The following is a 15,424-nucleotide window of genomic DNA, read 5'->3' on the forward strand; positions in this document are numbered from 1 at the left end:
GCCAATCCGGCCTAGACTTGTCAGAACTTCCAGTCCGACAAGGCCGCCCCCGCCATGATCTCAATGTCCTCCTTCCACGCCATGCTGATCCCCATCGTGATCGGCATGATCATGCTCGCGGTCGGCTTCAACTTTCGTGACAAGCCTCTGGGCGTGTTTGGCATGTGGATCGGCATGCTGTTGATCCTTGGCACCGTGCTCTACAAGATCCTCGCCAAACTGGCGCAGTGACAAATGCGCTCGCATTGGGCATAGCGGCCTCGTACACTCGGTCAATTCGTCGTTTTCAAGGTTGACCGCCTCGTGTTCTCCCGTCTGTTTGCCCTGCCCTGCTACCTGCTGATCGCCCTGCTCACGCTGCTGCCAGTGATGCCCGCCCAAGCCGTGGGCTTGCCCGGGATGCTGGGCGGCTCCAGCAAGACCCAACCCCAGGCGGAAGTGCCCCTGGGGCAGTCGCTGGACGAAGTGATCAAAACCCTGGAAAACGACCAGCAACGCACCCAGTTGCTCAGCGACCTGAAGAAACTGCGCGCCGCCACGCAAAAGGCCCAGCCCGCCGCCGAACTCGGGGTACTCGGGTTGATCGGCAGTACGCTGTCGGGCTTTGAGCAGCAGTTTTCCGGCGCCGACAGCCCGTTGGGGCGCTGGTCCAATGAAGTCGACCTGGCCAAGGATGAACTGGCCGCCCTGATGTTGCCGGCCAGCGAATGGCTGCCAATCATCTTCGGTTTTGCTGTGATCCTGGCGGTGTGGAGCCTGCTGGCCGCCGCGTTGATCTGGCTCAGCCACCGGGTGCGCGAGCGCTTCGGCCTGCCCGAAGAGCTGCCCCAGCACCCGCGCACCTGGGACATGCTGCGCTTCGCCCTGCGCAAGCTGGGCCCATGGCTGATCGCCCTGGTGATCACGGTGTACCTGAGCTACGCCCTGCCCTCATCCCTGGGTAAATCGTTGGCCATGGTGCTGGCCTATGCCTTGGTGGTCGGCACCTGCTTCTCGGCCATCTGCGTGATTGCCTTCTCCGTACTCGACGGCCCGCACCGCCACCGTGCCCTGTATATCCTGCGCCATCAGGCGTTCCGCCCGCTGTGGTGGATCGGCAGCTTTGCCGCCTTCGGTGAAGCCTTGAGCGACCCGCGCCTGGTTGCCGCGCTCGGCCAGCATCTGGCCCACACCGCCGCGACCGTGGCCAATGTCATGGCGGCGTTGTCCACCGGGGTGTTTATCCTGCGGTTCCGCCGTCCGATTGCGCACCTGATCCGCAACCAGCCGCTGTCGCGCCGACTGACCCGCCGCGCCCTCACCGATACTCTGTCGATCATCGGCACCTTCTGGTACATCCCGGCTCTTCTGCTGGTGGGCATCTCACTGTTCGCCACCTTCCTGTCGGCCGGCGACACCAGCACCGCCCTGCGCCAGTCGTTGCTGTGCACGGTGCTGCTGGTGTTGTGCATGGTGATCAACGGCCTGGTGCGCCGCCACGCCCTCAAGCCGCACCGCGGGCACAAGCGCCATGCGCTGTATTCCGAGCGCCTCAAAGGCTTTGTCTACACCCTGGTGCACCTGGTGGTGTGGCTGGTATTTATCGAACTGGGGCTGCGGGTCTGGGGCCTGTCGATGATTCGCTTTACCGAAGGTGAAGGCCATGAAATAGCCGTAAAGCTGTTCGGCCTCGGTGGGACCTTGTTGTTTGCCTGGCTGATCTGGATCCTCAGCGACACCGCGATCCACCACGCCCTGACGCGCTCGCGCAAAGGACTGGCCAACGCCCGCGCGCAAACCATGATGCCGTTGATCCGCAACGTGCTGTTCGTGACCATTTTCATCATCGCCGCCATCGTCGCCCTGGCGAACATGGGCATGAACGTCACGCCCCTGCTGGCCGGCGCGGGTGTGATCGGTATCGCCATCGGTTTTGGTGCGCAATCGCTGGTGGCGGATTTAATCACCGGCCTGTTCATCATCATCGAAGACTCCCTGGCCATCGACGACTACGTGGATGTGGGCGGCCACCTCGGCACGGTGGAAGGCCTGACCATCCGTACCGTGCGCCTGCGCGATATCGATGGCATCGTGCACACCATCCCGTTCAGCGAAATCAAGAGCATCAAGAACTACTCCCGGGAGTTCGGCTACGCGATCTTCCGCGTGGCGATCCCCTACAACATGGAAATCGACGACGCGATCAAACTGATGCGCGAGGTCGGCCACGCCATGCGTAACGACCCGTTGCAACGCCGCAATATCTGGTCGCCGCTGGAGATCCAGGGCGTGGAAAGTTTCGAGTCCGGCAGCGCGATCCTGCGCGCACGTTTCAAGACCGCGCCGATCAAGCAGTGGGAAGTGTCGCGGGCGTTCAACCTGTCGCTCAAACGGCACCTGGATGAAGCCGGGCTGGACCTGGCAACGCCGCGCTTGAGCGTGCAGGTGCTGACCGCCGGCAGCGTGCAGGAGAAAGATCCACAACAATAAGCAAGGAGAGGTTGGTATGCGAATGAACGGTCTTACACACCAATGGGTTTTGGGGTTGCTCGGCGCGGTTGCGAGCAGTGCCGTGGTTGCCGCCAGCAGCGGCCAGGACAGTGCCCGGGAGGAAATTGCCGCCCAGGCAAAAATCCTCGAACCCAGCCTGTTGGAAACCCGCCGCGATATCCACGCCCACCCCGAACTGGGCAATACCGAAACCCGCACCGCCGAGTTGGTCGCCAAACAGTTGCGCGAACTCGGCCTTGAGGTGAAGACCGGGGTGGCCCGCACCGGCGTCGTCGCCATCTTGAAAGGTGCGCTGCCCGGCCCGACCGTGGCCCTGCGCGCCGACATGGATGCGCTGCCGGTCAAGGAAGTCGCCGACCTGCCCTTCGCCTCCAAAGCCAAGGGCACCTACCTGGGCAAGGAAGTCGACGTGATGCACGCCTGCGGCCACGACGCACATACCGCTATCCTGCTGAGCACTGCGAAGATTCTTACGGGGATGCGCGAGCGCCTGCCCGGCACCGTGGTGTTTTATTTCCAACCGGCCGAAGAAGGCCCCAGCGACTTTATCCCCGACGGCAAGAACACCTGGGGCGCGAAGATGATGGTGCAGGAAGGCGTAATGAAAGCGCCCAAGCCGGATGCGGTGTTTGGCCTGCACGTATGGGCCGGTGTGCCTGCCGGGCAAATCGCCTATCGCCCGGGCCCGACTTTGGCCAGCTCCGATGACCTGCGCATCAAAATCCTCGGCAAACAGACCCACGCCGGCCGCCCCTGGGACGGTATCGACCCGATCACCGTCGGCGCGCAAACCATTGTCGGCCTGCAGACCGTGGTCAGCCGCCGTACCGATATTTCGTCATTCCCCTCTGTGGTGAGCATCGGCACCATCAACGGTGGCACTCGCTACAACATCATCCCCGAGTCGGTGGACATGAGCGGCACCCTTCGCTCCTACGACTATGGCATTCGTCAGAAGCTGCATGCAGACGTGCGTCAAACCGTAGAGAAAATCGCCGAAAGCGGTGGCGCCAAGGCCGAAGTGACAATCATCGAGAAGTACGACCCCACCATCAACAACCCGGCGCTGACCGAGAAAATGCTGCCGAGCCTGCGTTGGGCGGCTCAGGATGATGTGGTGCAAGGCCCATTGGTAGGTGGCGCCGAAGACTTCTCGTTCTATGCCAAGGAAGCGCCGGGTCTGTTTGTGTTCCTGGGGGTGACCCCAAGGGACCAGGACATGAGCAAGGCGGCGCCGAATCACAACCCAGGGTTCTTTGTGGATGAGTCGGCATTGGTGGTGGGCGTGAGGACACTGGCGTCGTTGGCGACGGATTACCTTTACACCCACACCCCCCTGTAGGAGCGAGCTTGCTCGCGAAAAACTTCAGAACGCCGCGTTTATTCAGGGTAAACGCGGCGTTCTTGCGTTCTTCGCGAGCAAGCTCGCTCCTACAGTGTATTGGGGTGAATCAGTTGGCGAGGGCCGCGCCATCCATTTTCTGGCGCAGGCTCAGCGGGCGCATGTCAGTCCAGACTTCCTCGATGTAGGCCAGGCATTCTTTCTTCATGCCGCTCTTGCCCACGGTGCGCCAGCCTTCTGGCACGGCCTTGTAGTCGGGCCAGATCGAATACTGTTCTTCATGGTTGACCACTACCTGAAAGAGGATGTCGTCGCGGTCAAATACTGAGGTCATTGCTGTTCTCCGTCGCTCAAAGGCTGGCTGCGCACCACGCGCAGCACTGATATCTGTAGAAACGTACCAAGGGCCTGGAAAATTAGACGCTGGCCACGGCCGCCGCCAAGGCGCGCCCGAAAATCTCGGCCACCTGGTCGACTTCGCCAGCGGTGATCACCAGCGGTGGCAGGAAACGCACCACACTGCCATGGCGCCCGCCCAGTTCCAGGATCAGCCCGCGCTTGAGGCATTCGCGCTGCACCAGCGGTGCCAACTGGCGATGCACCGGTGGGTGGCCCTGACTGTCAGGCGTGCCAGTCGGGTCTACCAGCTCCACCCCCAGCATCAGCCCACGCCCGCGGATATCCCCCAGGTGCGGGAAGTCGCGCTGCAGGATGCGCAGGTGTTCGCCCAGGCGCTCGCCCATGGCCGCCGCATGGCCTGCCAGGTCGTGATCCTTGAGGTAGCGCATCACCGCCGAGCCCGCCGCCATCGCCATTTGATTGCCGCGAAAGGTCCCGGCATGGGCACCCGGCAGCCAGGTGTCGAGCCACTCGCGATACACCACCACCGCCAGCGGCAGGCTGCCGCCAATGGCTTTGGACATGACCACCACGTCCGGGATGATGCCGGCGTGTTCGAAGGCAAACATTTTGCCGGTACGCCCAAAACCACTCTGGATTTCATCGACGATCAACGCCACCCCCGCTTGCGCGGTGATACGGCGCAGACCACGCAGCCAGTCGAGGTCCGCCGGGATCACACCGCCCTCACCCTGGACCACTTCGACAATTACCGCCGCTGGCAGCAACACGCCGGCTTCCGGATCGTTGAGCAGGTTTTCCAGGTAATGCAGGTTGACCCGCACACCCTCAGCGCCACCCAGGCCGAACGGGCAACGGTAGTCATACGGGAAGGGCAGGAATTGCACGCCATTGCCGAGCAATGCGCCCAAGGGTTTCTTCGGCCCCAGGCTGCCCATCAGACTCAGCGCGCCCTGGCTCATGCCGTGATAGCCGCCCTGGAACGACAGCACAGTGCTGCGCCCGGTGGCGGTGCGCACCAGCTTCAACGCGGCTTCCACCGCATCGGTACCGGTGGGGCCGCAGAACTGGATTTTGGCTTCCCGCGCCAGTTCCGAGGGCAGCAAACCGAACAGGTCCTGCACGAATTGATCCTTGACCGGCGTAGTCAGGTCCAGGGTGTGCAGGGGCAGTTCGTCGCTCAACACTTGCTGGATGGCCTGGATCACCACCGGGTGGTTATGCCCCAGCGCCAGAGTGCCGGCACCGGCCAGGCAATCGATGAACCGGCGCCCCTCCACGTCTTCCACATAAATGCCCTTGGCGCGCTTGAGCGCCAGGGGAATGCGCCGTGGGTAGCTGCGGGCGTTGGATTCCTGCTGGCGCTGACGGGCCAGCAGCGGGCTTTCGTCAAACTGATAGAGCGTTTCCGCGGCCTGCACCGGGGCGTCTTCGATACGGCTGGTAGCGACTGACATCTCTGGATCCCTCAATACGCTGATGATGGTGACCAAACTGCCGATCCGTTGGCGTCTGGCCCAAGGGCATGCGCACGGATTTCCTGTTGTGGAGACGCTTCAGGTGCACGGGGATTTAGGAGGTTGGTCGGATATTTACCGACTATGCAGTTCGCCGCAGCCACCGCTAACCACGATGCGAAGCGAGCCGCTCTTGATCTGCTTTTGATCTCAGGCGCCCCGTTAAACCACGCTGGCCGTAATCCGCCAGTGATTTGGGGCGAGGACCTTTTGGTTACTTTTGGCTGGGCCGGCATTCCGGTCCTTCCAAAAGTGACCCGCTGTCAGAGCGGAACCCTAAGTGGCCGTTACCGCAGCAATGGATATGTACTCGGTATAACAGTGTCGGCTGGCAGGCCGTCATCGCAGGCAAGCCAGCTCCCACAGTTGGATCGCGGCGCGTCAGGTAGATAAGCGTCGGCTGTCAGGCCGTCTTCGCAGGCAAGCCCCTCCCACATGGGGGACCCACATTTGAACAGTGCTCGGCATCAAATCCCACGGTACTTTTCGTTCAGTGCATACAAGATCGCGCAAGTCTCTGCATCCAGGAACCCACAATAATCCAGTGGCCGAAAGTGCATCTGGAACGCTCGGGTACGCTGCTCAAAGGCCTGGCGATTCTGCGCGGGCTTATAGCCATACCGCTGAAACGCCCGCTCCACTTCCACTTCCGGCGGCAAGCCGAGACAAAAGCGGCGCTGGTACATCGCCCGGGTCGATTGATCAAACCAGGCCCCGATGCCGGCCTCATGCAGCACACGCCAGGGCAGCCGAGGCCCCGGGTCGCTCTTGCGCCAGTAGGCCACATCCGAATGCCCGAGCCAGTCAGTGGGGCCGACCTGCGGATAGCGCTCCAGCAAGTCGCGAAGCAATTCAATCAGTACGTCAATCTGTGCCAACGTGTATTCAGGAAAGGTAAAGACGCCGGCGTCATCCCGCGCCAGGTTGACGATTTCAATGCCCATCGAGCGGCTGTTGAGGTCAGCCTTCCCCGCCCAATAGCTCACGCCGGCATGCCAGGCGCGCTGGCCCTCGTCCACCAGGCGAAACACCCGCAGTTCTTCATAACCGGCGGCGCGGTAGCTGGGTTCATCAGGGTCGGGCAGCAGATAGTGAGCGCTGACGCCATCTTGAGTGAGGGTGCGTAGCGAGGAAGCAAAGGGCGAAGCGGTGTAGTGCAAAACCACCTGTTGCACGGTTTCGCCGCGGCGGTCGTTGAAATCCCTGGCGGGGAAACTGGTGTCGATCACCAACATAAGAACGGTCCTTTTCAATTCAGGCCGACTCATTCGGCCCGTTCAAGCGCAAAAAAATTACCGCCATCCTGAAGGCTTGAGCCTCAGGCGGGCGGTAATTATTTGCCACGTGAAAAGTCAGTTCAGCGCCGCAACGGCATGCCCAGGTCGACCCGCATACCGTCGGGCTGGCTGTCAAAATGCAACGAGCAGGAGCAACGTTGCACAATCGCCTGGACAATCGCCAGGCCCAGGCCACAGCCTTCGCTGCTGCCATTGCGCCAGAAGCGTTGGGTGAGGTATTGCAGGTCTTCGCTGGAGATCTGCTGGCCATGGTCACGCACGCGGAACACCACGTTATCCGGGGTAGAAAATACCTGCAGTTCCACGCGAGTCTCGGCGGGGGTATGGCGCAAGGCGTTGTCCAGCAGGTTACGCAAGGCCGCGACGGCCAGGCCCACGGGCATTTCTACCGGAGCGTGGGAGAGATCCGGCGCCAGGATCAGATCGATACGGGAATTGTCACCGGCGTTGGCATCCTGGATCCCCAACCGGGCGACTTCCTCGGCACTCGATTGCAAGCCATCATCAAACGACAGGCTGCCTTCCACCCGCGCCAGCAACAACAGTTGCTCCAGGGTGCGATGCAAGCGGTCGGCGCCCTCCTCGGCGTGCGCCAGGGACTGGTCGCGGGCCGCGCCCTCGGTCATGCGCGCGACTTGCAGGTGGGTCTTGATCGCGGTCAACGGGCTGCGCAGTTCATGGGCGGCGTCACCGGTCAGGCGACGTTCGCGCTCGATGGTCTTGGCAATGCGCTGCAGCAGTTGGTTCTGGGTGTCGAGCAACGGCTTGAGTTCACTGGGCAGCGGGTGAATCTGCAAGGGTTCGAGGGAGTCGACACTGCGCCGCATCAGCGCGTCACGCATACGGTTGAGCGGCACCAGGCTCTGGCCGATGCCCAGCCACAGCAGGCACAGGCAGCCCAGCAACGCCACGCCGACCGGCACCGACGCCGCCAGCAGGATCGACAGGTTGAGGGCTTCGCGCTCCACCTGGCGGTCGGCGGTGGTGATCAGCAAATCGCCACGGGACAGGGTAAAACTGCGCCAGCCCACACCGTCGATGATCTGGTCGCGAAAACCGCTGCGGCGCGACTCCAGCCCTTCCTCCGGCGTGGTATGGCTACGCGCCAGGATCTCGCCGCGCAAGGAACTGACCTGGCAGGCCATGCCGCCCGGCACATTCAGTTGTTCGGTGCGCAAATGCGCGCCACCGCTGACGCTGGCCAGGCCCGGCATCTGCTCGGTGAGCCCGGCCACCATGCGCGCCGAAGCCACCAGGCGCTGGTCGAGGGAAAACATCATCTGGTTGCGCAAATCGTTGAGCATCCAGGCGGCCGCCAGCACCCAGATCAGCACAAAAGCGGCGCCCAGCTTGAACGTCAGGCGCAGACGCAAGCTCATCACGGCGTGTTTTCTCCCCCATCAGCCGTGCCCAGGCGATAGCCCAGCCCCCTGACGGTTTCGACGATGCCGTTGCCCAACTTGCGTCGCAAGTGGTGGATGTGCACGTTGAGCGCGTTGCTTTCCAGTTCGTCACTGAAGCCGTAGACGCTGTCCTTGAGCTGTTCGCTGGACAGAACGCGCCCCTTGTTGTGCAGCAACGCCTGCAACAACGCCTGTTCGCGCCGGGACAGGTCCACTGGCTGGCCGCCGAGGAAGGTCTCGCGGCTGCTGGGGTCGTAGGCCAGGCGGCCATGTTCGATCAGGTTGACGCTACGGCCTGCCACCCGGCGCAGCAGGGTTTGCAGGCGCGCGGCGAGTTCACGCAGGTCGAAGGGCTTGAGCAGGTAGTCGTCGGCGCCGGCTTGCAGGCCGTCGACGCGATTGGTCACCGAATCCCGCGCGGTGAGGATCAGCACCGGAATCTCCAACCCCTGGCTGCGCTGTTGTTGCAGCAGCTTGAGGCCGTCTTCGTCGGGCAGGCCAAGGTCGAGCACCATGATGTCGAAGGCCGCAGCCTTGAGCATCGCCCGCGCAGCCGAGGCCGTGGCCACGCGCTCCACGGTAAAGCCTTGGGCGGTCAGGCCGGCCACGATGCCACTGGCGATCAGTTCGTCGTCTTCACAGACCAGTACGTGCATGGTTAACCCTTCATGAAAGATGGCGCGATTAGAAAAGCCACGGATTAAGCGCGCATTATGCCGCTAAAGTTCGCAACACCGGACAATCCCTACACTCTAGAATAGCGGTGGTTAATCATCGGTTAATCAACGCCACACATTGTGTGCCTCACTTGCATCGAACTAAGGCTTGACCATGCGGCATCTGTTTACCTTTCTGCTGGTGTTGTTCGCGGGATTCGCCCAGGCAGCGCCGGGCAGCCCCTTCGAAACCAAACCCGACTTCCTCCCGGTGGGCAAAGCCTTCGCCTTTACCTCCGAACGTCTTGAAAGCGGCGAAACCCAGCTGTTTTGGCAGATTGCCGACGGTTACTACCTGTACCAGCAGCGCATGAAGTTCGACGGCCTGGCCGAAAAGCCCGTGCTGCCCGAGGGTGAAGCCCATAGCGACGAGTTCTTTGGCGAGCAGCAAGTGTATCGCCAGGGCCTGGAAGTGAAGATCCCCGCCGGCACCACCGGCCAGGTCAAGCTCGGCTGGCAGGGCTGCGCCGATGCGGGCCTGTGCTATCCACCGCAGTCGATCACCGTGGACCTGGGCGGCAACCCGGCCGTCGCCGCCACCGCGCAAGCCCAGGATCAAAGCCTAGCCAGCGGCCTGCAGCAGCGCAGCCTGGGGTGGAGCCTGCTGGTGTTCTTCGGCCTGGGCCTGCTGTTGGCGTTTGCGCCTTGCTCGTTGCCGATGCTGCCGATCCTCGCCGGCCTGGTGGTGGGCAGTGGCGCCAGCCCGCGCCGTGGCTTTGCCCTGGCCGGCAGCTACGTGGTGTGCATGGCGCTGGTATATGCCGCCTTGGGGGTGATGGCCGCGTTGCTCGGCGCCAACCTTGCCGCACTTTTGCAAACGCCGTGGATCCTCGGCAGCTTTGCGGCGTTGTTCGTGCTGCTCGCCCTGCCGATGTTCGGCTTCTTTGAACTGCAACTGCCCGCCTTCCTGCGCGACCGCCTCGATAACGTCAGCCGCCAGCAAAGCGGTGGCAGCCTGGTGGGTGCCGGTGTGCTCGGCGCGTTGTCCGGCCTGCTGGTGGGGCCGTGCATGACCGCGCCTCTGGCTGGCGCCCTGCTGTACATCGCCCAGAGCGGCAATGCGCTGCACGGTGGCCTGATCCTGTTTGCCATGGGCATCGGTATCGGCATTCCCCTGTTGTTGCTGGTGACCGTGGGCAATCGCTTCCTGCCCAAGCCGGGCACCTGGATGAACGTGCTCAAGGGCATCTTCGGCTTCCTGTTCCTGGGCACTGCGGTGCTGATGATTCGCCCGGTGGTCGGTGACAGCCTGTGGATCGGCCTGTGGGGCGCCTTGGCGCTGGTGATGGCGTACTGTGGCTGGGCGCTGGCCCGTGAGTCCGGCCTGGCGGCCAAGGTATTTGGCGCCGGTTCCCTGGTGCTGGGCCTGTGGGGCGCGGTGCTGGTGGTGGGTGCGGCCGGTGGCAGCGATGAGCTGTGGCAACCGTTGAAGGTCTACAGCGGCTCGCGGCTCGCCGATGCACCCAGCGCTCACGATGCCTTCACCACGGTCAGCGATCCGGCAGTATTGCAAAGCCAACTCGACAGCGCCAAGGCCCAGGGCCAGTGGGTGCTGTTGGACTACTACGCCGACTGGTGCGTGTCGTGCAAGATCATGGAAAAACAGGTGTTCGGCAAACCCGAGGTGATGGACGCGCTCAAAGACGTGCGCCTGTTACGCCTGGACGTCACCGCCGACAACGCCGCCAGCCGCGAGCTGCTGGGCCGCTACAAAGTGCCGGGGCCACCGAGCTTCGTGTGGATCGGCCCGGACGGTGAAGAACGCCGCGCCCAACGCATCACCGGCGAAGTAGACGCCGCCGCCTTCCTGCAACGCTGGACACAAACCCGAGACGCGCGCTGATGCTGACCCTGACCATCGGCACCTTCGCCATCGCCCTGAATCACATCCTGCTGATCAGCGCACTGATTCTCGCCACCCTGGTGGGCTGGCGCGTGGCCAAGCGCGGCGGCGAGAACCCGGAGTCGGTGCTGTTCAGCCTGTTCCTGCTGGGCCTGCTCGCCGCCCGGGTCAGCTTTGTGCTGATGTACTGGAGTTATTACAGCAACGACTGGGTGGAGATGGTCGACCTGCGTGACGGCGGCTTTCTCGCCTGGCCCGGGATCATCGCGCTGATCCTCGGCGCGCTGGCGTACGGCTGGCGTCGCCCGGCCCTGCGCAAGCCGCTCAGCGCCGGGGTGATCACCGGCCTGTTGTTCTGGGGCATGACCAGCCTGTCCCTGAGCCTGTATGAAAAAGGCACGCGCCTGCCGGACATCACCCTGCGCAACGCCAACGGCGAAGTGGTGCAACTGGCGGACTACCAGGGCGGCCCGCTGGTGATCAACCTGTGGGCCACCTGGTGCCCACCGTGCAGGCGCGAAATGCCCGTGCTGGAAAACGCCCAGCGCATGCGCCCCGACGTGACCTTCCTGTTCGTCAACCAGGCCGAAAGCATGCAAAGCGTCAGCACCTACCTGGCCACCCAGGGCCTGAACCTGGACAACGTGCTGTTCGACGCCAGCGGCCGCCTCGGCCAGGCCGTGGGCTCCATGGCCCTGCCGACTACGCTGTTCTACCAAGCCGATGGGCGCCTGATCAACAGCCACCTGGGCGAACTCTCCGAAGCCAGCCTGGCCCGTGCCATGGAACCCTTCGACAACACCACGACAAGGAAACCGACATGCCTCGCCTCCGCCACCTGCTGACCCTGCTGCCTTTGACGCTAGCCGCTGCGCTGGCCCAGGCCGAAGACCTGCCGGCCCCGATCAAACAGATCGAAGCCAAGGGCGCCAAGATCATCGGCAAATTCGACGCCCCCAGCGGCCTCACCGGCTACGCAGCCCAGTACCAGAACCGTGGCATGGCCCTGTACTTGACCGCCGACGGCAAAAACGTCATCGCCGGCAACCTGTACGACGCCCAGGGCAATGACCTGAGCACCGCGCCCCTGGAAAAACTGGTGTACGCGCCGATGGCCAAGGAAGTCTGGGCCAAGATGGAAAACAGCAGCTGGATCCAGGACGGCGATAAAAACGCGCCGCGCACCGTCTACCTGTTCAGCGACCCCAACTGCCCGTATTGCAACATGTTCTGGGAACAGGCCCGCCCATGGGTCAAGGCCGGCAAGGTGCAGTTGCGCCACATCATGGTCGGCATCATCCGCGAAGACAGCCCAGGCAAATCCGCCGCCCTGCTCGCCGCCAAAGACCCGCAAAAAGCCCTGCAAGAACACGAAGCCGCCGGCAAGGGCAGCAAGCTCAAGGCGCTGGAAAAGATCCCGGCCGAGGTCGAGGCCAAGCTTGATGCGAATATGAAGTTGATGGATGAACTGGAGTTGTCGGCGACGCCGGCGATTTTCTATCTGGATGACAAGGGTGGGTTGCAGCAGCAGCAAGGGGCTCCGTCGCCGGAGAAGTTAATTAAGATACTGGGCCCCAAATAAACTTTAAAAAAGCGCCTATCCCAGATAGGCGCCTTTTTCAGCAACAGCGAATTTAGCGGCTGCTAACCATGCACTCGGATATCCGTAAACGCATAATCATTGCCGTATCCCGCCCCCTCATGATTCAAAATCTCCAACCGCATTGACTCTGCGCTGGCGACGAACGAGCCCTTGAGTGGGGCCCACGCCGTACTGGAGAACGTAGTGACGTTTGTAACAGCTCCCGCATTCGTCCGCAGTGATAATTTGGGGAGTGCCGGTGTGGCATTGAGCGAGCACGCGATCATGCTGAAATTGTATCTACGATTAACCTCAAGTCCAGTAAAGTCTTTATATAGAAGCACTCCCAAAACAGCTGGACGATGTGTCCAATTGACTAAGCAAGATTTTCCCGCATGTGACCCGTAAACCAGTTCACCATTGGCTGCACTACCGAGCCTCCAGCTGTTCCAATTGCCACCTATAAACGGAGTAAAGTCATTCAATACAGCTTTGACGGTCAGCACCCGCAATGGGCACACCACGTTTTCCTTCAAGTTGCCCTGCGTGGACACGCTGAAAGCAAGGGTCAAGGTGCTGTTGTTTTTTAGTCTGTCCAGCAAGGCATGCTGGATAGGACCCGCCACCCCGTTAGTCGCCTCTCCATCGGTGACGATTCTGTTCGCATAGACATCGAACGTGTAAGAAAAACCATTTCTATCTGTTCCTGTCGCCCGCAGCCAGCACTTCTGCCCTTTTCGTAAGAACCACATTGGATCTTCGAAGGAGTTGGCATTGCCGGTAATTGCCCGCATGTCCAAAATGCCGTGATCAACCCCAGGTGGTGTCGCTTCCAACACGTTTGGCGTTTCCAGACGCGTGGGCAGATTGATCTTCAAACTCAACGGCGCTGAAGTCTGTGCTTCCCTACATTTGGTGATCACGGTGTAAGTTATTTCCACCGTTTCACCCATGCTCTCGATCACTGCTTCAGCAGGCAGGCGAAACTTGACATCGCCTTCACGACTGCCGCGCTGAGGCTCCAGTGTCCAGTAGAGTCCGTTGGGTCTCTGCCAACATAGAGCGATCTCATGTTGTTCATTCATACGCAGGTAACTGACAGTCACTTCCAGGCCATCCCGAGCGTTCCACGGCTCCAATTCATTGTCTTGCGCCTTGTCGACGGTGGGTGGGAGCAGCACCAGGTCTTCCTGGATGATATGGAATTTCGCAGCCGGAGCTTCAATAGCGTCTGATCGATCACAGGCTTCGCAGAAGCTAAAGGCAAAATGCAGTTCAAAGTCACTGCAATCGTCCATTTTTTGCAGCTTATCTCTGGGGATAAATGTTTCAACGCCTTTATTCATCCAGTCCTCGGTAACAGGCTCCTTGATCAGAATATCAGACCGATAGTCACTTCCGTGCTCATGCGTACCTGTGATCCACGCCCAGCAATAATTGGCGCAGGTGGCATAATCCCCTATCTGAACAAACGCCGTTGCGTCCTCAGAGAAAATATTGAGATTGACCTTACCGTGGGTCGCCTCTGCAATCTCCGACTGTGAAAGTTTAGGTTTAAGTACATTGACCACTCGCTCCGGAGACTGTGGTTCAGGCCCCATCAAGTTAGGAAATCGAACGGTATAGCTCAGCGCCATCGGCTTGTTAAAGAAACAGGCAATCACACAGCGTGGCAACTTGACCGATGCCTGCTCTCCATCGTTTTGAATTTCTACGCAGCCAAGTGACGTCGATCCGTAGCCGGGGCCGCTCACGTAGAAGCAGATCTGATCACCTGCGTACGTGTCCAGCTCCGGCGCGTCCACATTGCCCCCGTTTTTGGTGAGTTGCGGGTTAAGGCACCACTTATCGTCGAAAAACGCAGATTGCCGCAAATGGGGCGGCGGCAAATTCTCCAGGCCTTGATCCCCAATGAAAGCAGCGGTACGACGATGTTGGATTTGAAGAGCGTTCCTGGGAAGCCGGGTCTCTTCATCAGGATTTTCAACTTCAGCCGGCGGTTGGGGCTCCTCGCCACTGGTGATCCAGGCAGCCTGACAAGTAATTGACTCGTAACGTGGCTTTTGACGTGCCAGCCAACCACGAGGAATCGGAAATTCAAGTTTTTCGCCTGATGCTATATCTTCAAGCGTTAATGCATACCCATAAGCCACGATATAGAAAACGGGTTTTCCACTGAATTGCTCAATAACGACACTGCAGTAAATTTTATCTCCAACTTGGGCAAGTGGAGGAATAGGTATTTCAACTCTCTCATCGCCTTTGTGATCGTGCATGTCATAGGTGGGCGTATTTTGGAATATCTTTTCATCTCTTAATCGAGGCGCAAGCGCTTTACTTTGTTCTGCAGAGTAAAAAGTCACCCCCACTTCCTTGGTCAGTGAAACGGCTGGTTTACCGCTCACTGTGCCCTCGTACCATACGATCAGTGTGTACCCCATGGACATGGTCAAGTATTTCTGCGGAATCAGGATTTCCCTGGCACCCGGCTGCCCGCTTGAGTCAACAACATCATTCAAGCGGATCTCTGGCGCCTCCTTTATGCTGAACTTTACGGTGATGTCCAACCTGTCCATGCGCGAGTCGACAGTCAGGTATGAGTCCTTCTCCATCGCTTCTGCTGTAATCGTCCCGTACAGCTCACTGGAGATGATTGGCGCGTCGACTTCCAACGCCTGCGGCTGTGGCGTAATTGAAGACGTTAGCGCATTGTCGGTACTTGAGGGGGTTTCAGGAGTGGAGGTTTGCTTGGCCATTTTCAGAACTCCGTGTTCAAAAGAGGTAGGTATCCTCGACCCGCCCAACCCGGCCAAGGAACTCCCTTAAGTGAGTCCTATTTTTCCTCTCCCGCCTACTGTCAGAATTGACAGTTC

General features: G+C 60.8%; 12 protein-coding genes. 6 read left to right on the forward strand and 6 right to left on the reverse strand.

The features are described 5' to 3' along the window. Nucleotides 1-54 precede the first annotated feature (54 nt). The 3 genes from E1K68_RS19170 (at nt 55) to E1K68_RS19180 (ending at nt 3,832) form a co-directional block, all read left to right on the forward strand. The gene (locus E1K68_RS19170; RefSeq protein ID WP_164692207.1) at nt 55-231 is read left to right on the forward strand and encodes a hypothetical protein; all 177 of its coding nucleotides are present in this window, start codon (nt 55-57) and stop codon (nt 229-231) included. 72 nt (nt 232-303) lie between these two features. Further along, nucleotides 304-2,469 carry a mechanosensitive ion channel domain-containing protein gene (locus E1K68_RS19175; RefSeq protein ID WP_034136087.1) on the forward strand — a complete coding sequence of 722 codons (2,166 nt, stop codon included), beginning with the start codon at nt 304-306 and terminating at the stop codon, nt 2,467-2,469. A gap of 16 nt (nt 2,470-2,485) precedes the next feature. Next, nucleotides 2,486-3,832 (forward strand): amidohydrolase, encoded by a 1,347-nt coding sequence (locus E1K68_RS19180; protein ID WP_034136088.1) that lies wholly within the window; start codon nt 2,486-2,488, stop codon nt 3,830-3,832. 109 nt (nt 3,833-3,941) lie between these two features. Here E1K68_RS19180 and E1K68_RS19185 read toward each other — a convergent pair whose 3' ends face one another. The 5 genes from E1K68_RS19185 to E1K68_RS19205 form a co-directional block, all read right to left on the reverse strand. Next, entirely contained in the window at nt 3,942-4,166 is a 225-nt protein-coding gene (locus tag E1K68_RS19185) for an MbtH family protein (protein ID WP_003192847.1), read from the reverse strand. A gap of 82 nt (nt 4,167-4,248) precedes the next feature. Then, entirely contained in the window at nt 4,249-5,649 is a 1,401-nt protein-coding gene (locus E1K68_RS19190) for an aspartate aminotransferase family protein (RefSeq protein ID WP_057709802.1), read from the reverse strand. A 527-nt stretch (nt 5,650-6,176) separates the two neighbouring features. Next, on the reverse strand, nt 6,177-6,944 hold the full coding sequence (locus E1K68_RS19195; RefSeq protein ID WP_057709801.1) for an N-acetylmuramoyl-L-alanine amidase: 768 nt from the start codon (nt 6,942-6,944) through the stop codon (nt 6,177-6,179). Between the two features lie 122 nt (nt 6,945-7,066). Next, a complete protein-coding gene (locus E1K68_RS19200) occupies nt 7,067-8,386 on the reverse strand; it encodes an ATP-binding protein (protein ID WP_212614554.1) in 1,320 nt (439 codons plus the stop codon). Further along, the gene (locus E1K68_RS19205; protein ID WP_032895992.1) at nt 8,386-9,066 is read right to left on the reverse strand and encodes a response regulator; all 681 of its coding nucleotides are present in this window, start codon (nt 9,064-9,066) and stop codon (nt 8,386-8,388) included. The genes E1K68_RS19200 and E1K68_RS19205 overlap by 1 nt, the downstream gene beginning before the upstream one ends. 175 nt (nt 9,067-9,241) lie before the next feature. Here E1K68_RS19205 and dsbD point away from each other — a divergent pair, with 175 nt between their 5' ends. Genes dsbD through dsbG form a run of 3 tightly spaced genes read left to right on the forward strand, consistent with a single transcriptional unit; the run spans nt 9,242 to nt 12,551 of the window. After that, nucleotides 9,242-10,969 carry a protein-disulfide reductase DsbD gene (gene dsbD, locus E1K68_RS19210; RefSeq protein ID WP_094773750.1) on the forward strand — a complete coding sequence of 576 codons (1,728 nt, stop codon included), beginning with the start codon at nt 9,242-9,244 and terminating at the stop codon, nt 10,967-10,969. Then, on the forward strand, nt 10,969-11,814 hold the full coding sequence (locus tag E1K68_RS19215; protein ID WP_212614555.1) for a TlpA disulfide reductase family protein: 846 nt from the start codon (nt 10,969-10,971) through the stop codon (nt 11,812-11,814). The genes dsbD and E1K68_RS19215 overlap by 1 nt, the downstream gene beginning before the upstream one ends. Then, complete coding sequence (gene dsbG, locus E1K68_RS19220) at nt 11,790-12,551, forward strand: thiol:disulfide interchange protein DsbG (protein ID WP_032895989.1); 762 nt, start codon at nt 11,790-11,792, stop codon at nt 12,549-12,551. The genes E1K68_RS19215 and dsbG overlap by 25 nt, the downstream gene beginning before the upstream one ends. Nucleotides 12,552-12,613: 62 nt before the next feature. On the opposite strand, the gene E1K68_RS19225 is transcribed toward dsbG, so the two are convergent. Beyond that, the gene (locus E1K68_RS19225; protein ID WP_212614556.1) at nt 12,614-15,307 is read right to left on the reverse strand and encodes a hypothetical protein; all 2,694 of its coding nucleotides are present in this window, start codon (nt 15,305-15,307) and stop codon (nt 12,614-12,616) included. Between the last annotated feature and the right edge of the window lie 117 nt (nt 15,308-15,424).

Origin of the sequence: Pseudomonas sp. B2021, assembly GCF_018135665.1 — a bacterium.
Classification (GTDB): domain Bacteria; phylum Pseudomonadota; class Gammaproteobacteria; order Pseudomonadales; family Pseudomonadaceae; genus Aquipseudomonas; species Aquipseudomonas lactis.